This is a genomic window from Lentzea rhizosphaerae (genome assembly GCF_042649515.1).
Classification (GTDB): domain Bacteria; phylum Actinomycetota; class Actinomycetes; order Mycobacteriales; family Pseudonocardiaceae; genus Lentzea; species Lentzea aerocolonigenes.
The window spans coordinates 128,688-146,528 of sequence record NZ_JBHRZI010000010.1 but is presented as its reverse complement, the minus strand read 5'-3'; the positions used below and the strand labels follow the sequence as shown (position 1 = coordinate 146,528).

6 protein-coding genes are annotated in these 17,841 nt (G+C 71.1%); 3 read left to right on the top strand and 3 right to left on the bottom strand.

What is annotated here, in order from left to right:
• Window positions 1–31: 31 nt before the first annotated feature.
• From ACFOWZ_RS06960 to ACFOWZ_RS06950, 3 genes are read left to right on the top strand one after another with little or no spacing between them, the layout of a single operon-like run.
• Window positions 32–4,798 carry an amino acid adenylation domain-containing protein gene (locus ACFOWZ_RS06960; RefSeq protein WP_382370325.1) on the top strand — a complete coding sequence of 1,589 codons (4,767 nt, stop codon included), beginning with the start codon at window positions 32–34 and terminating at the stop codon, window positions 4,796–4,798.
• Window positions 4,795–5,067, top strand: coding sequence for a phosphopantetheine-binding protein (locus tag ACFOWZ_RS06955; RefSeq protein ID WP_382370323.1), 273 nt, complete (start codon window positions 4,795–4,797; stop codon window positions 5,065–5,067). Before ACFOWZ_RS06960 ends, ACFOWZ_RS06955 begins: the two co-directional genes overlap by 4 nt.
• Entirely contained in the window at window positions 5,064–6,407 is a 1,344-nt protein-coding gene (locus tag ACFOWZ_RS06950; RefSeq protein ID WP_382370321.1) for an NAD(P)/FAD-dependent oxidoreductase, read from the top strand. The genes ACFOWZ_RS06955 and ACFOWZ_RS06950 overlap by 4 nt, the downstream gene beginning before the upstream one ends.
• A 113-nt stretch (window positions 6,408–6,520) precedes the next feature.
• Here ACFOWZ_RS06950 and ACFOWZ_RS06945 read toward each other — a convergent pair whose 3' ends face one another.
• From ACFOWZ_RS06945 to ACFOWZ_RS06935, 3 genes are read right to left on the bottom strand one after another with little or no spacing between them, the layout of a single operon-like run.
• Window positions 6,521–11,425: a type I polyketide synthase gene (locus tag ACFOWZ_RS06945; RefSeq protein WP_382370319.1), complete on the bottom strand. Its 4,905-nt coding sequence runs from the start codon at window positions 11,423–11,425 to the stop codon at window positions 6,521–6,523.
• An 8-nt stretch (window positions 11,426–11,433) separates the two neighbouring features.
• On the bottom strand, window positions 11,434–12,480 hold the full coding sequence (locus tag ACFOWZ_RS06940) for a ketoacyl-ACP synthase III family protein (RefSeq protein ID WP_382370317.1): 1,047 nt from the start codon (window positions 12,478–12,480) through the stop codon (window positions 11,434–11,436).
• 9 nt (window positions 12,481–12,489) lie between these two features.
• Window positions 12,490–17,838 (bottom strand): amino acid adenylation domain-containing protein, encoded by a 5,349-nt coding sequence (locus tag ACFOWZ_RS06935; RefSeq protein WP_382370315.1) that lies wholly within the window; start codon window positions 17,836–17,838, stop codon window positions 12,490–12,492.
• Between the last annotated feature and the right edge of the window lie 3 nt (window positions 17,839–17,841).

Below are 17,841 nucleotides of genomic sequence, written 5' to 3'. Positions count from 1 at the left end.
CGAAGGACGGGGTTTCCTCGGAGGACTTCAAATGAACGGCGTAGCGCATTCGACCGTGTCCCACGAACTGATCGCGCGGCGGGCGGCGTCGTCACCGGACGCGGTCGCGCTGGTCGACGGCACCCGCGAAGTGTCCTATCGGGAGCTCGACCGGCTGGCGAACCAGCTCGCACACCTGGTGCTGGCCAAGGGAGTCCGTCCCGCGGACCGGGTCGCGGTCCGGCTGCCGCGCGGTGTGGACCTCGTCGTCGCGCTGCTCGCCGTGTGGAAGGCGGGCGCGGCCTACGTGCCGCTCGACCCCGCACATCCCGCCGAACGAATCGCGACCGTGCTCGCGGATGCCCGGCCGCGTCTGGTGATCGACGCGGACGTCGTGGCTGAAGCGGCGGGAGACGTCAGTGCGCCGGACGTGCCGGTGTCCGGCGATCACCCGGCGTACGTGCTCTACACCTCCGGGTCCACCGGAACGCCCAAGGGCGTGCTCATCAGTCACGCCGGCATCGGCAACCAGCTGAGGTGGCTCGCTCGCACGCACGGTCTCGCAGCGGGGGACCGGGTGCTGCAGAAGACCGCGCTCACGTTCGACGCCGCAGGTTGGGAGATCTGGGCGCCGCTGATCAGCGGGGCGACCGTCGTGCTCGCGCCGGTCGGTGCGGAACGGGACGCGGCCGCCCTCACGCGGGCGGTTGTCGAGCACGGGATCACCGTGCTGCAGGTGGTGCCCTCGGTGTTGCGCGCCCTCGTCGAAGAACCGGGCTGGGCGGACTGCACGACGTTGCGGGTGTTGTCGTCCGGCGGCGAGCAGCTGCACGCGGAGCTCGTGCAGCGGTTCCTGAACGCCGCGGTGAACTGTGACGTCACGGTCTGGAACACCTACGGGCCAACGGAATGCTCGATCGACACGACCGCGCACGAGGTCGACTCGCTGCAGCGGTCGGGGCCGGTGCCGATCGGGGTCCCGATCGACGGCATGCGTGTGGTGATCGACCCGGACGGTGAGCTGCTCATCGGCGGACCCGGTGTGGCGCACGGATATCTCGGCAGCCCCGCGCTGACGGCGGAACGGTTCGTGCCCGATCCCGACGGGCCGCCCGGCTCCCGGTTGTACCGCAGCGGCGATCTCGCGCGGATGCGCGCCGACGGGTCCTTCGAGTACCTCGGCCGGATCGACCACCAGGTCAAGGTCAACGGCGTGCGGATCGAACCGGGTGAGATCGAGACGGTGCTGGCCGCGCACCCGGCGGTGCTGCAGGCCGTGGTCGCGCCGTTCAGCGCTGCCAACGGTGCGACCCGCCTCGCCACGTACGTGCGGCTGCGCGAGAAAACGGATCTGGCGGCATACCTCGCTGCGCGGTTGCCGGAAACCCACGTGCCCGCCGCGTTCGTGGAGCTCGACGAGTTCCCCAGGACGTCGAGCGGCAAGGTGGACCGGCTCGCCCTGCCGGTGCCGGGCGCCACCACCGGCGCCGCTGTCAGCACCGAGGCCGAACAGCTCGTCGCCGGTGTGTGGCGGGAGCTGTTGAACGTCGGCCAGGTCGGCGCGCACGACGACTTCTTCCGGCTCGGCGGCTCGTCGCTGCAGCTGACCAGGCTCGGCAACAAACTGCGCGCGGCCACGGGTGTCGAGATTCCGCTGGCGGCGCTGCTGACCGCGACCACGGTCACCGCGCAGGCGCGGCTGATCGACCCCGGGCCGGCCTCGTCGGTACCGGTCACGCGGGTGCCGCGCACCGGTGCGTTGCCCTTGTCCTTCGGCCAGCAGCGGCTCTGGCTGCTCGACCGGATCCATCCCCGCTCGCGCGAGTGGGTGTCCGGGCTCTTCCTGCGGACCGGCGCCGGCCAGGCCGACGTCCAGCGGGCACTGGACGCGCTCGTGGCACGGCACGAGTCGTTGCGCACGCGGTTCGACGCCGACGAACCCAGGCAGCTGATCGATCCGCCTCATTCGATGGAGTTGCGGGTCATTACCGGCACCACGCCGGACGAGGTCGCCGAGATCCTCGACGAGGGCGCCCGCCGCGGCTTCGACCTCGCCGGCGGCCCGGTCGTGCGGGCGTTGCTCTTCCCGGAACTGCAGCGGCTGGTCGTGCTGATGCATCACATCGTGTGCGACGGCTGGTCGTCCGCCGTGCTCGAGCGGGAGTTCCACGAGCTGCTGGCAGGTCGCGAGCTTCCCGCGGCGGACGTCCAGTACGCCGACTACGCGGTGTGGCAACGGGAACGGCTCACCGACGACGTGCTGGAGGGCGAGCTGACGCATTGGCGGCAGGTGCTGGAGGGGGCGGCCCCGCTGGCTCTGCGCACCGACCGGCCGAGGCCCGCCGCCCGCGACGCACGGGGTGCGGTGGTGAGCTTCACGATCCCGGCGCAGGTCACCGAAGCGCTGGCCGAGCTGGGCAGGCGCAGCGACGCCACGCCGTTCATGACGATGCTCACCGCGTACGCGACCGTGCTCGCCCGCTACACCGCGCAGTGGGACGTGGTGGTCGGTACGCCGGTCGCGGGACGGGACCGGCCCGAGGTCGAGAACGTCGTCGGGTTCTTCCTCAACAGCCTGGTGCTGCGGTGCCGGCTCGCCGGGAACATGACGTTCGAGCAGGCGCTCGAGACCGTGCGCAACACGTGCAAGGAGGCGTTCGCGCACCAGGAGCTCCCGTTCGAGCAGCTCGTCGCCGAGCTGGCGCCCGAACGGGACCTGTCCCGCACGCCGCTCTACCAGGTCGCGTTCGACTTCCACGGCGACGAGCTGACCGGCGCGCCGGAGGACGACGAGGAACTGTCCACTTTGGTCGCTGCCTCGCGGGTCGCGAAGACGGACCTGACGCTGTACCTGCGCAAGCAGTCCGACGGGTCGATGACCGGCATGCTGGAGTACGCGACCGCGTTGTTCGACCACTCGACGATCGAACGGATGTCGCGGCACTTCCAGCACATGCTCCGGTCTCTGGCGGTGAGCCCGCGCGCGCGATTGGACACAGTGGACCTGCTGACCGCCGAAGAGCGGCAGGTCGTGCGGGAGTGGAACAGCAACCCGGTCGAACCGGTCGTCACGTCGGTGCTCGACGAGTTCGAACGGCAGGCCGCCGCGACCCCGGACGCGGTCGCGCTGGTGGCGGAGGGCACGAGCGTGACGTACGCCGGGCTCGACGCGCACGCCAACCGTCTCGCGCACCGGTTGAGGAACGCCGGTGTCGGTCCCGAGTCCGTGGTCGGTGTGCTGCTCGATCGCGGTGCCGATCTTCCCGCCGCGTTCCTCGCGGTGTGGAAGGCGGGCGCCGCCTACGTGCCGCTCGATCCGGACTTCCCCGCCGACCGCGTCGGGTACGTGCTGGCGGACGCGAAGGCGGACGTCCTGATCACCGCGGAGGCCTACCGCGACCGGTTCGGCGGACGGGTGGTCCTGGCGGCCGTCGACGAGGGCGACGCGAGTCCGTTGCCCCGGCGAACCGACCTGGACTCCCTCGCCTACGTGATCTACACGTCCGGCTCGACCGGCAGGCCCAAGGGCGTGCAGGTGCCGCACCGCGGCCTCGCGAACCACGTCCGCTGGGCGGTGGAGAAGCTCGCGAAGACCGGTGGTGCACCGGTGTTCTCGTCGGTCGCGTTCGACCTCGTCGTGCCGAACGTGTGGGCGCCGCTGCTGGCCGGCCACACGACGCACCTGCTGCCGCAGGACCTCGACCTCTCCGAACTCGGCTCGAAGCTGCGCGAGGCCGCGCCGTTCGGGTTCATCAAGCTCACGCCTGGCCACCTCGACGTGCTGTCGCATCAGCTGACGCCCGAGGAGCGGGCGGGACTGGCCGACGTGATCGTCGTCGCGGGCGAGGCGTTGCCGCCCAGGCTCGCGCAGCAGTGGGTGCACTGCGACCTGGTCAACGAGTACGGCCCGACCGAGGCCTCGGTCGGCACGTGCGTCCATCCGGTGCGCGAGCCGATCGGTGACTCCGTGCCGATCGGGAAACCGCTGCCGGGCGTGACGATGCACGTGCTCGACGACCTGCTGCGGCCCGTGCCGGTCGGCGTGGTCGGCGAGGTGTTCGTGGGTGGCGCCGGTCTCGCCCGTGGCTACGCGAACCGGCCGGGCCTGACGGCGGAGCGCTTCCTGCCAGACCCGTACGGGCCACCCGGTGCGCGGCTCTACCGGACCGGTGACCTGGCGCGGTTGCTGCCGAGCGGTGACGTGGACTTCCTCGGCAGGCGCGACCACCAGGTCAAGATCCGGGGCTACCGGATCGAGCTCGGCGAGATCGCCGCCGTGATCAGCGAACACCCCGACGTGCGCGACGCCGTCGTGGTGGCACGGGACGGCGTGCTGGCCGCGTACTACGTCCCGGTCGCGGGTGATGTGCCGCTGACCGGCTGGTGCGAGGAGAAGCTGCCCGCGTACATGGTGCCGGGCACGTTCACCGCGCTCGACGCGTTCCCGTTGAACGCCAACGGAAAGCTCGACCACGCCGCACTCCCCGTCACCGACGTGGCCGACGAGGGCCTCGTGGCACCGCGCGGCGTCGTCGAGGAACGCGTCGCGGAGATCTTCACCGACCTGCTCGGTGTGCCCGCGGGTGCCCTCAGCCACTTCTTCTCGAGCGGTGGCAACTCGATCCTCGCGATCCAGCTGATCGCGACGATCCAGTCCGAGTTCGAGGTGACCGTGCCGATGCGCGCGGTCTTCGAGGGCGGCACCGTCGCCGACCTCGCCGAGGTGGTCGAGGAGCAGGTGCGGGCCGAACTCGACCAGATGTCCGACGAAGAACTGGCCGCGGAATCACTGCTGCTGGACGAAAGTGGGATGGGATGACCGAGGAAAACTACACGTCCGCGCTCCTCGCCTTCGTGAGGCGGGAGTTCCTGGCGGACAGCGGCGACGAGGCGCTCACGGCCACGACGCCGTTGATCGAGTCTGGCATCCTCGACTCGCTGCGGATCGCGGTGCTGATGGCGTTCATCCGCGATGAGCTCGCCGTGCAGGTGCCGCTGGCCAAGATCGACGCGAAGAACTTCGCGGACATCCGCACGATCGCCGCGATGCTGCACGAGGAATCCGTCGTCGAGGCGGGTCGCGCATGAGCCCCGACTACGACGTCGCGATCATCGGCGGCGGCCCCGCCGGTTCCACGATGGCGTCCTACCTGGCCAGGGCCGGCATGTCCGTGGTGGTCTTCGAGAGCGAGACGTTCCCGCGCGAGCACGTCGGCGAGTCGCTCGTGCCCGCCACGACGCCGGTGCTCGCCGAGATCGGCGCGCTGGAGAAGATCGACGAGGCGAACTTCCCGAAGAAGTACGGCGCCTCCTGGACCTCCGCCGAGTCGCGGGACATCCCGAAGATGGGGTACAGCGGCCTGAGCCACGGCTGGACCGCGGACATCGCGTTCGTGGAACGCAACCAGCCCGGCGTCGACCGCGACTACACGTTCCACGTCGACCGGGGCCGGTTCGACGCGATCCTGCTCAAGCACGCGCAGGAGCAGGGTGCCACCGTGTTCAACGGCGTGCGGGTGCGCGACGTCGACTTCTCCGACCCGGAACTGGTGCGGCTGACGTGCCGGTTCGGGCCTCGTGACGTCCCGTTCACCGCACGCATGGTGGTCGACGCGTCCGGCCGGCAGACCTTGCTCGGCAAGCAGCTCAAGGTGAAGGTCAACGACCCGGTGTTCGACCAGTACGCGGTGCACACCTGGTTCGAAGGGCTCGACAGGGAGGCGTTCGCGGGCGACTCCTCGCAGGCCGACCACATCTTCGTGCACTTCCTGCCCATCAAGGACACCTGGGTCTGGCAGATCCCGATCACCGACACGATCACGTCGATCGGCGTGGTGACGCAGAAGAAGCGGTTCCGCGAAGGCTCCGGCGACCGCGAGGAGTTCTTCTGGGACTTCGTATCGAGCCGCCCGGAGCTGTTCGACGCGCTCAAGAACTCGCAGCGGCTGCGTCGGTTCAAGGTCGAGGGCGACTACAGCTACGCGATGAAGCAGATCTGCGGCGACCGGTTCATCCTGATCGGCGACGCGGCGCGGTTCGTCGACCCGATCTTCTCGAGCGGTGTGAGCGTCGCGTTGAACAGCGCCCGCATCGCCTCCCAGGACATCATCGCCGCGCACGCGGCGGGCTCCTACGACAAGGATCGCTTCGCCACGTACGAGAACAAGCTGCGGCGCGCGGTGAAGTACTGGTACGAGTTCATCTCCATCTACTACCGGCTCAACGTGCTCTTCACCGCGTTCGTGCAGGACCACCGCTACCGGGTGGACGTGCTCAAGATGCTCCAGGGCGACGTCTACGACGGGGAGGAACCCAAGGCGCTCAAGGCGATGAAGGAGGTCGTCGCCGCCGTGGAGGCCAACCCCGACCACCTCTGGCACCCCTACCTCGGCACGCTTCGGGCTCCTACCTCGGCGCCCGGCTTCTGACACCGGACCGAAAGCGGGCCGGCTCCTCCGGGAGCCGGCCCGCTTTTGTGCACCACGCAGCAAAAAAAGGGGGAGCTTTCCCAGCGCTGGGAAAGCTCCCCCTCAGTGCGGTGTCAGACGAGCTCGTCGGCCAGGTGGTCGGCGATGGCGGAGACGCTGGGCTGGTGCCACAGCAGCGTGGACGGCAGCTTGCGGCCGAACCGCTTCTCCAGGCGCCGCCGCACGGCGATGGTCATCACCGAGTCGAGTCCCTGTTCCACCAACGACTTGCGCACGTCCAGGTCGGTGGCGGGCAGTCGCATCTCGCCCGCGATCTGCGCACCGACGATCTCGACCAGCTGAGCCTTCAGCTGGTCGTGCGGGAGGCCGCCGAAGTCGTCCTCGGTGGCGGCGGGAGCGGACTCGACGACGTCGGTCAGCTCGCTCAGCAACGGCGGGCGTTCCACGTCCTGCGCGGAGACGGTGCGCAGCACGGGGTAGTGGCCCGGACCCCGGACAGCGGCGAAGTCCCACGCCCGGAACGCTTCCGCGGCCGAGATGTCCGTGACGCCCCGTGCGCTGAGCTGCCGGTCGACGGTGTCGTTGACCGCCATGCCCTGGCCGCGCCACGACGTCCAGCCGAAGCTCGTGACGTCGTCGCGGTGGGAGGCGAGCGCGTCGAGGAACGCGTTCGCGGCACCGTAGGTCGCCTGGCCGGGCAGGCCGAGCAGCTGGCCGCACGACGAGAAGAGCACGAAGAAGTCGAGGCTGCCGGGCGGGAAGAGGGTGTGGAGGTTCCACGCGCCCCGCACCTTCGGGGCCAGCACCGCGTGCAACGAAGCCTCGTCCACGTTGGCTGCCAGCCGGTTGTCGAGCACACCGGCGGCGTGCACGACGCCCCTGACGGGTGGCAGGTCGAGGTTCGTGAGCTGGGCCGCGTCGGAGAGGTCGGTGATGTCGAGAGCGACGGTGCGGACCGTCACGCCCGCCTCCTCCAGCTTGCGGATGCCCTCGATCTGCCGCTGGTCGGGGTGCGTGTCCCAGTCCGCGCGTGCGGGGAACGGTCGCCGCCCGGCCAGCACGAGCCTCCTGGCACCGCGTTCGGCGAGCCACTGCGCGACCTCGAGGCCGAGCACGCCGAGGCCGCCCGTGATGAGGTACGTGCTGTCGGGACGGCACGTCACGGGCTGGTGCGTAACGTTCTTCGTGGTCCTGACCAGCCTGGCGGCCTCGACCTGGTCGCGGATCGCGATCACGTCCTGTGCCGGAGCGGCACCGATCACGTCGGCGAGCCGGTCGGTCCGTCCGTCGGCGGGCAGGTCGACGATCCCTCCCCAGAACTCCTCGTACTCACCGGCCAGCACCCTGCCCAGACCCCACAGCGACGACTGCGCAAGCGCTTGCGGTGTCTCGCTTTCCCGCACGCCCCGCGTCACGCACCACAGCTTGGGCGGATTGTCCATCATGGACAGCTGCTGCGCGGTGCTCAGCAGCGACGAGGAGGCCGCGGCCGCGGAGTCCGGGACGTCGCCGGACGGTTCCGGCGCCATGACGAGCACGTCCGTCGCGGTGCTGAGGTCCTCGCCGGCTCGCACGATGTTCCTCGTCGTGCCGGACGGGGTCAGTTCCAGCGGACGCCACACGATGTCGTGCACCAGGTCCGCAGGTGTCGCCTGGGACGTCATCCCGCCGTACCGCAGGCTCCCGAGCCTCGCCTGCACGGTTCCCGAGGTGTCCGCGACCAGGACGTCCACCGTGTCGTCGGACGTGACCGTCACCTGAACGTCCACAGTGGACGGCGCTTCTCCGTGCACCTCGACCGAGCCGATGTGCGCGACCATGCGCAGTGTGGCCGGCCCGGGGAACGCGGCAGGCGCGATGGACAGCGCGGCGTCGAGCACACCCGGCCAGCCGTCGGAGACGAGCACGCGGGCCCTGAGCGTGGTCTCGGTGCGGAGCAGTTCCTCGACGGTCCACTCGAACGCCATGTCCGGGACGCCGACCTCGCGGAGGTGGTCGCGGACGTGGCCTGGGGAGGCTGGTTTCGCACCGGTTGGCAGCTTCGGCAGCTTCGGCGGAAGAGCGGTGGGCTCCGCGGTGGTGGCGGTGGTGTTGGTCAGCCAGGTGTCCGTCGCCTTCGTCGAGATCCTCAGCGCCGCGCCGTCCCGCACGACCTGGATCTCGCCGGTGACGACCGGCAGCCGCAGGTCCACGTCGGTGAGTGCGGACACCCCCGCGGCGCCGAAGAACGTGTTGACGAGCACCGCCGCCGGCACGATCTCGGTCCCGTGAATGGTGTGGCTGCCGGGATACGGCCGGTTCGAGTCGTCGAGCGTGGTGCGCCACAACGTCATCCCGGCCTGCCCGGCCACCTCGACCTCGGCGCCGAGGAGCGTGTGCGACGCCGGGTCGTGCTGCGCGGGGGCGCCGCTGACCGACGACTCGTGCCAGTGCGGTGTGCGTTGCCACGCGACCGCGGGCAGGTCGGCGAGCCGCCGGACGGGCTGCAGCCGCGTCCAGTCGACGTCGATGCCCGCGCAGAACGCGGTCCCGAGCGCGGTCAGCACGGAGATCGCCTCGGGCTTGTTGCGCCGCAACGTGATCCCGACGAACGCGTCCTCGATGCCCTGGTCGGTCAGCGTCTCGGTGATCGAGTGCGCGACGACCGGGTGGGCGGAGATCTCCAGGAACCGCCGGTAGCCGTCCTCGGCGGCCGCCTGCGTGGCGGACGCGAGCCGCACGGGGTTGCGCAGGTTGCCCGCCCAGTACTTGCCGTCGAGGGGCTCGGCCGACCGCGGGTCGGAGGATGCCGTGGAGTACATCGGAATCTCGGGCACGCGTGGCGTCAGATCACCGGCGGCCTCCGCGAGGTCGGCGGTGAGCGCGTCCATCTGCGGGCTGTGGAACGCCACGTCGGACGCCACCCGCCGCACCTGGACGTCCTGTGCGCCCCACTCCTCGACCAGCGCGTCGATCGCCTCGGGGGACCCGGAGATCACCGTCGAACCGGGGGACGCGGAGATGCCGGGCACCACGTCCGTGCGCCCGGCCAGCCGTTCGCCCGCCTCGGCGAACGACAGACTGGTCATGGCCATCGCGCCCTGTCCCGCGACGCGCCGCAGCAACGCCGACCGGCGGCAGCTCAGCCGGGCGCCGTCCTGCGGGCTCAGCGCACCGCACGCGACGGCGGCGGCGATCTCGCCGACGGAGTGACCGATCACGGCGTCCGGCACGACGCCGTACGAGCGCCACGTCGCTGCCAGCCCGACCTGCACCACGAAGATCATCGTCTGGATGCGGTCGATGGTGTCGAAGTCACCGTCGCGCAGGACCTGCGTGGGGGAGAAGCCGATCTCCTCCGCGAACACGGGTTCCAGCTCGGCGACCGCCGCGGCGAACGCGGGCTCGCTGTCGAGCAGTTCCCTGCCCATGCCGTGCCACTGGGCGCCGTGCCCGGAGAACACCCACACCAGCCCGGTGCCGGGGTTCGACGGCACCGCACCGGTCACGATCTCCTGCGACTGCCCGCCCGAGGCCACCAGCCGGAGTCCGTCCGCCAGGCCGCCGGCGTCCGACGCGATCACCGCCGCCCGGTGCGCGAGGTGCGAGCGCCGGGACGCGAGCGTGTGCCCCACCGCATCGAGGTCCGGGACCTGGTCCGAGGCAAGGCTTTCCGCGGACGCGCGCAACGCCGTCTCCGACGCCGCCGTCACCGGGAACAACCGCGGGCCGTATCCGCTCGCCGCCACGGGAACGGTGGCGGGAGCCTCCTCCAGGACCACGTGCCCGATCGTTCCGCCGTAGCCGAACCCGGACACACCGGCCCGCCGGACGCGTTCGCCACGGGGCCACGGCGTCCGGGAGGTGGCGACCCGCAGGCCGGAACCTGCCCAGTCGATCGCCGGGTTGGGCTTGTGGCAGTTGAGGCTCGGCGGAATCTCGCCGTGGTGCAGTGCCAGCGAGGCCTTGATCAGGCTGGCCACCCCGGCCCCCGCCTCGAGGTGCCCGATGTTCGGCTTGACCGACCCGATCAGGCACGGCTCGTCCCTGCCCGCTCCGTACACGGCGCTCATCGCGCCCGCTTCGAGCGGATCACCCAGGCGCGTGCCGGTGCCGTGGGCCTCGAGGTAGTCCACAGTGGATGGTTCGATGCCCGCGCGCGAGCAGGCCTCGGCGAGCAGGGACTGCTGTGCGGCACCGGAAGGCGCCATGATCCCGTTCGTGCGGCCGTCCTGGTGCACGGCCGAACCGCGGATCACCGAGAGGATCCGGTCGCCGTCGCGCTGCGCGTGCTCGAGGAGCTTCAGCACCAGCACCCCGCCGCCCTCGCCGCGCCCGTACCCGTCGGCGTCGGCGTCGAACGGCTTGCACCGGCCGTCCGGGGCGGTCGCACCGGCGGCGTCGAGCGTCAGCGTCAGTCCCGGTCCGATGATCAGGTTCACGCCGCCGACCAGCGCGATGCCGCACTCCGCGGCCGCCAGCGCCTGGCACGCCAGGTGGGTCGCGACGAGCGAGGCCGAACAGGCCGTGTCCACGGCCATGCTCGGGCCGTGCAGGTCGAGCGCGTAGGAGATCCGGTTGGCGGCGGCGCACAGGGCGCTGCCGATCCCGGTCCACGCCTCGATCGTCGGCAGGTCCTCGAGCATCCGCCGCCCGTAGTCGTCGGACCCGACACCGACGAACACACCGGTGTCGCCGCCCGCCAGGGACCGGGGTGCGATCCCGGCGTGCTCCAGGGCCTCCCACGCGACCTCCAGCAACAACCGTTGCTGCGGGTCCATCAGCTCGGCCTCGCGCGGGGTGAGCCCGAAGAACGCGGAGTCGAAACCCTCGATGTCGCCGAGGAAACCGCCGGGCACCGCCGCCGCGCGACGCAGCTCGGCGGGGAACGATCCGTCGTAGGCGCGCCACCGGCCTTCCGGCAGGTCGCCGATGCCGTCACGGCCGGACACCAGCATGTCCCAGAACGCGGCCGGGGTGTCGGCGCCGCCCGCGAACCTGCAGCCGACGCCGATGACCGCCACCGGTGGTGTGTTCATCTCTCTCCTCAACTCGAGCTCTGCCAGGGTGCGGGGTGCAGGATCTGGACCACGGCGGCGGACAGCGTCACTCCCGGTCCGACGCCGAGCATCAGCAGGTGGTCGCCGGGCCCCAGCTCACCCGTGGACACCAGGTGGTCGAGCGAGACGATCTGGTCGCTCGCGCCGAGGTGGCCGACGGTGCGCCCGAACTCCCAGGTGGAGCGCGACATTCCCAGTCCGAGCGCGGCCATGCAGCGTTGCTCGACGATCTCCCGCGAGTAGTTCATGTACGCGACGCGCGTGACGTCGCCGAGGCCGATGCCCGCCTCGTCCAGCACACGCTCCACAATGGACAAGGTTTGCTGGTGAATGCGGATCAGCGCGCCGGTGCCCTCGCCGGACCCGGTCACCTGCTTCTTGAACGCGGCGTTGCGCGAGACGAAGTCCAGCGCTCGCCCGACCGTCGGGCCCGGCGGGAACAACGGCTCGTCACCGCGGTGCATCTGCTCCGCTTCGGGAACGGCCACCGAACGCACGGCGAGCAGCCGCGCGAAGCCGGGCTCGGTAGACAGGATCACGGCGGAGGCGGCGTCCCCGGCGACATAACCCGGCCCCATGCGCCAGCGGTCCATCATGGGCGTGCCGAAGTTGTCGGACGCCACCAGCAGCGCGCTTCGCCTGCCACCGGACGACAGGTAGCCGGCGCCGAGCTCCAGCGCGCCGAACATGCCGTTGCAGCCCTGACGCACCTCGACCGCCAGCACGTCCCCGCCCAGCAGGTGCCGCTGCAGGTAGTACTGCGGCTGCCAGCCGTCCGGTCCCTGGTGCCAGGAGTCCGCGTACAGCAGGACGTCCACGTCGTCCGGGCTGTGCCCGGTGCGCTTGAACGCCTGCTGAGCCGCCAGCAGCGCCATCTCCGGCGCGGGCACGTCCCCGGCGACGGCCGCGCCCGCGAGCTGGTGCAGCTCGACTTCCTCAGCGGGGTAGAGCCCTTGTGCCACAGCTGATTCGATGCTCACCACCGGGGGCAGGTGGACGCCGAGTCCTTTGACGTACACGTCTGGCGTGCGCACGATGCCTCCTCAGTGGCCGAAGGTGCCGAGTACCTGGACCAGACGGTCGAGCAACCGTCGTGCCTCGGCCGGGCGGAACAGGTCGGGCCGGTACCCGAGCCGCAGGTGCAGCCGTTCGCCGGGCACGGCCGCCAGTCGCAGGGGGTAGTGGGTCTCGTCCTCGACCTCGAACGCAGTCAGCCGCAGCTCCGGCAGGAGCTCCGCCCACTCGGCCCGGTCGAAGGAGTAGTTGACGAACATGATCGCGGTGTCGAAGAGCTCGCGGCCGCGCTGGACGTCCGACAGCCCGACGTGGTGGTGCGGTATCAGCGCCGCCTGTTCGGCCTGCACCCGTGCCAGCAGGTCCGGCGCCGGCTCGCCCGCCCGCAACCGGACCCGCACCGGGATCGTGTTCGTCAGCAGCCCGACCATGCGCTCGATGCCGGGCAGGTGCGGTGGCCTGCCCGAGACGGAACATCCGAACGCCACGTCGTCGCGCCCGGTCACCTGGCTCAGCACGGTCGCCCACGCCGCCTGCACGACGGTGTTCAGCGTGACGCCGGGGATCCGGTCGAGTGCGGCGGTCAGGTCCGCGTCGAGATCGACCCTGACCTGTTCCTGCCGACGGGCCGAGGCCCGAGCGCCGGGTGCCACGAGCGTCGGTGTGTCGAACCCGTCCATCGCCTCGGCCCACGCGGCCCTGGAGGCGTCGAGGTCCTGCTCTGCCAGCCAGCGCAGGTAGTCCGAGTAGGGAGGACCGGCCGGCGGCTCACCGTCCGATGTGTACCGTGCGAACAGCTCGCGGACCAGCAGCGAGGTCGACCACCCGTCCCACAGCACGTGGTGCGCGGTCAGGAGCAGGCGATGACTCTCGTCGCCGAGCTTCAGCACGTGCATCCGGATCAACGGCGGCGCGGTGAGGTCGAAGCCCTGCGACCGTTCGTCGGCCGCCACGCGTCCGGCGTCCGCGGGACGATCGGTGAGATCCGTTTCCTCCCAAGGCATCCTCGCGCCCGAACACACCACCTGCACCGGCCGCGCGAGCTCGTCGTGGTGGAAGGCCACCCGCAGGTTCGGGTGGCGCAGCAACGACTCCGCGGCCGTGCGCATCCGGGCTGCGTCGAACGGTCCTTCGAGGTCGAACCGCAGCTGCGAGACGTAGGAGTCGGTGTGCTGCCCGGACATGGCGTGCAGGAACAGGAAACCCTCCTGCAGTGGCGACACCGGCAGGATGTCGGTCAGGTCCGGGTGCGCGGCGGTCAACGTGTCGATCTCGGCCTGGGTGAGCCCGGTCAGCGGCACGTCCGACGGCGTCAACACCACAGGGCCGGGCGAGGCACCGAGCTCGTCCAGGTCGGCCAGCGCCGCACTCCACTGGGCGGCGAACTCCTGTACGTCGTCCGCCGAGAACACGGCCGGGTTCCACGCCATCTGCACGCGCAGTTCCCCGTCTGAGGACCTGGAGGTGCACGCGAGCGCGTACCCGGGATCGGGCGTGCAGGAGAAGGTGTCCGGCAGCACCCCGAGGTCCCGGAACGCGATGCGGGGGAACGCTTCCGCCCCCGCGCCACGGCGTTGTTCCTTCACCCGTTTCAGCGCCTTCGCGGCCGACTCCCAGCCGCAGTGCACCGGGACGCGCGGTGAGATCCGTCCGACCGTCCGCACGGACCGCGGCGCCTCGGCGAAGCACGGTTCGGCGACCGCCAGCGCCAGTCCGGTGAGCAGGACGTCGGTCCGGTCCACGCGGAACCGCCGCGCCAGCGAGGCCCAGTCGGGCTCCGGCAACGTGATCTCCATCGTGCTCACCGTCCCGGACACCGTCACGGGTACGACGTCCGCGGCGAACACGTTGTCCCGCAGCGCAACGACGGCGGGCAGGTCGGTGGAGCCGGACCAGAGCTCGTCCAGCAGGATCCGCCAGGACTCGCCGTCTGCCAGGAGGTGGTGCACGACCAGCAGCAGCTGTCCGGGATGGGAGGGGCCCGCGTCGAAGAACACCGCCTGGAACATCCGCCCGGTGCCGGGGGACAGGCGGGACACGGCGGCCTCCCGTTCGGCCTCGACCACCTCTCGCGCGGGATCGCCGACCAGCAGCACCCGGCTCACGTGGTCGTCCAGCGCGTCGACGACCTCCCAGGTGCCGTCCGCGAGCACCCGCATGCGCAGCGCTTCGTGGCGGGAGACGAGGGTTTCCAGCGCGGAGGTGACGGTGTTCATCCGCGTGCCCAGCGGCACCGGCACGACGACGGACTGGTACAGCCCGTCCAGCGCGGTCCCGAGGCGGGCGAGCTCGGGCGTCGGCGGGAACGGCCCGGTGCCCGACGGCGCGTCCGACACGTCCCTGGCGACCTTCGCGAGCCGGGCCGCCGTCGGGTGCTGGAACACCTCCCGTGCGGTGAACTCGAGCCCGGCTTCCAGAGCGCCCGACACGAGCGGGAACACCATGATGCTGTCGCCGCCGAGATCGAAGAACGATTCGTGCGGGCCGATCCGCGCGACACCGAGCGCGTCCGCGAAGAGCTTGCACAGCAACGCTTCCCGCGAGCCTTCGGGTGCGGCGTCGTCGTCCGAGGAGGAGAAGTCCGGTGCGACCAGCAGCCGCCGGTCGACCTTGCCGTTCGGCGTCACCGGCAGCTCGTCCAGCAGCACGACGGCGGCGGGCACCACGAAGTCCGGCAGCACCCGAGCCGCGTGCCTGCGCAGCTGTGCGGGCGTGACCCGGCCGTCCGTCACCACGTACGCGACGAGCCGCTTGCGTCCCTCGTCCTCGCGCGCCACGGCCACCGCGGACCGCACCGAGGGATGGCCGAGCAACACGGTCTCGAGCTCACCGAGCTCGACCCGGAACCCCCGGATCTTGACCTGGTCATCGGCCCGTCCCCGGTACTCGAGGTTGCCGTCCGGCCGCCACCGCACGAGGTCGCCGGTGCGGTACATCCGCGCGCCCGGCGTCCCGAACGGGCACGGCACGAACCGCTCGGCGGTCAGCGCAGCCCGGTGCAGGTACCCGCGGGCCAGCCCGTCGCCCGCGATGAACAGCTCACCGACCGCGCCCGGCAGCGCGGGCTCCAGCCGTGAGTCGAGCACGTACACCTGCGAGTTGGCGATGGGCTTGCCGATGGGAACGCCGTCGCCCGCTGTCAGCGGCGGGCTCGTCGTGCTCGCCACGGCCGCCTCGGTGACGCCGTAGACGTTCACCATCCTGCGGCCGGGCGCCCATCGCCGCACCACGTCGGGATGTGGCGGCTCGCCACCGGTGATCAGCAACCGCAGGTCCGGCAGTCCTTCGGAGTCCAGCTGCGCCAGCATCACCGGCGGAATCGCGGCGTGCGTGATCCGTTCGTAGCGCAGCAGGTCCGTCAGCACGGGCTGGTCCTCCGGGGCGAGCACGAGCCGTCCACCGGACACGAGCACCGGCCAGATGTCCCCGGTGGCCACGTCGAAGCTCGGCGACACGAACTGCAGCACCCTGCTCTGAGCGCAGATCCCGAACCGGTCGGCGTGGTCCAGCACGAAGTTGCGCAGTGCGTGGTGCGGTACCACGACACCCTTGGGCGCACCGGTCGACCCGGACGTGTAGATCACGTACGCCGCGGTCGCCGGGTTGATCGCCCGGCGTGCCACCGTGCCGGGTCGTGCGTCGTCCACCAGCAGGACGGGGGTGCCGGACGGCAGTCCTGCCGCGACGTCCGCGGACGTCAGCACGTACCGCGGCGCCAGGTCGTCGAGCATGTACGCGACGCGTTCGGCCGGATAGGCGGGATCGACGGGGACGTACGCCGCGCCGGCCTTGAGCACGGCCAGCATCGACACGATCAGCTCCGGCGAGCGGGGGAGCGCGATCGCGACGAAGTCCTCCGCGCCCAGACCGCGTCCGAGGAGGTCCGCGGCCAGCCCGGACGCCCTCGCGTCCAGCTCGGCGTAGGTGAGCGCACGGCCGCCGGACACGAGCGCCGTCGCGTCCGGTGTGCGCGCGGCCTGCCGGGCGAGGAGTTCGGGCACCGTCTCGTCCGGCATGTCCCTGGCGGTGGCGTTGCGCTCCACCAGCAGGTCCAGCTGCTCCACAGTGGACAGAAGCGAGAACTGGCCGATCGGCCGCTCCGGCTGTGCCGCCACCGCCTTGAGGAACGCGAGCAGCCGGTCGCGGTGCGCCAGGAAGCCGCTGAGCCCGTGGTACTCCGGGTTCGCCTCCAGCACGAGCGACATCTCGCCGCTGGTCTGGCCGCGCACGCCCAGCGAGAGGTCCACGATCGGACCGGACGCGAGGTTGTGCGTCGTGGCTGTCGCCGTGCCGAACCGCAGCGACCTGTCGTAGGGCATGAAGTTCACCATCGGCCCGATGAACGCCTGGTCGCTGCCTTCCAGCCCGAGGTCGCGGCGCAGGTCCTCGGCGCGGTACCGCTCGTGCTTCAGCGCCGCGCGCACCTCCTCGCCCATCCGGGGAACGAGGTGCGTCAGGCTCTCCGACGCCGAGACGTCCATCCGCAGCGCCACGGAGTTGGTCGCCATGCCCGGCGCACGCCGTGACACCACGCTCCGGCGTCCGGCGACCGGCATTCCGATGATCACGTCGCGCCGATCGGTCACCCGGTGCACGTAGGCCGCGACGGCGGCCAGCACCACCACCTGCCAGGTCGATCCTGTCGTCGCCGCCGCCTGCTGCAGCCGTGCCACGTCGCCGGGTTCCAGGGCCGCCACCCGGCTGAGGCGCAACGGCAACGACGCGGGATCGGCGTCCGGCGGCACGTCACCCGGCACCCGCATGACCGCGGGCTGGTCGCCGAACCGCTTCATCCAGTACTCGCGGTCCTGCTCGAACCGCACGGACGACCGATAGGCGAGATCCTCGTCGAGGATCGACTCGAACGACGTGCAGGCCGCCCCTTCGTCCACATCGGACACCAGCGACGTGTAGATCTCCGCGAGCCTGGTGCCGATCAGCTGCACCCCGTACCCGTCGACAACGGCGTGGTGCATCCGGTAGTAGAAGAAGAACCGCGCTGTGGACACCCGGAAGAGCACGAACGCCGAGATCGGTGGTGCGGCGAGGTCGACCGGACGGGCCACGTCCTCGCGCATCCACCGCAGGGCGTCGCCCTCGGGGTCGGCGTGCCCGCTGTAGTCGAGGAACGGCAGTTCTGCGTCACGGGCGGGCGCGACGACCTGCCACAGCTCACCGTCGGCGCGTTCGAGCGCGTCGATCCGCAGGGCGTCGGCCTCGCCGCGCAACCTGTTCCACGCGGCCGTGAACACGTCCACGTCCACCGGGCCGTCGATGGCGAGGTACTCCGCGCAGTTGAACTTCTGCCCGGACGGGTCGAGCTGGTGCGCGAACCAGACGCCCCGCTGCGCCGCGGACAAGGACAGTCGCTTGCTCATGCC

Coding starts and splice junctions, on each gene's coding strand:
- ACFOWZ_RS06945 (WP_382370319.1), bottom strand. CDS start 11,425: ATGAACACACCACCGGTGGCGGTCATCGGCGTCGGCTGCAGGTTCGCG.
- ACFOWZ_RS06955 (WP_382370323.1), top strand. CDS start 4,795: ATGACCGAGGAAAACTACACGTCCGCGCTCCTCGCCTTCGTGAGGCGG.
- ACFOWZ_RS06950 (WP_382370321.1), top strand. CDS start 5,064: ATGAGCCCCGACTACGACGTCGCGATCATCGGCGGCGGCCCCGCCGGT.
- ACFOWZ_RS06960 (WP_382370325.1), top strand. CDS start 32: ATGAACGGCGTAGCGCATTCGACCGTGTCCCACGAACTGATCGCGCGG.
- ACFOWZ_RS06935 (WP_382370315.1), bottom strand. CDS start 17,838: ATGAGCAAGCGACTGTCCTTGTCCGCGGCGCAGCGGGGCGTCTGGTTC.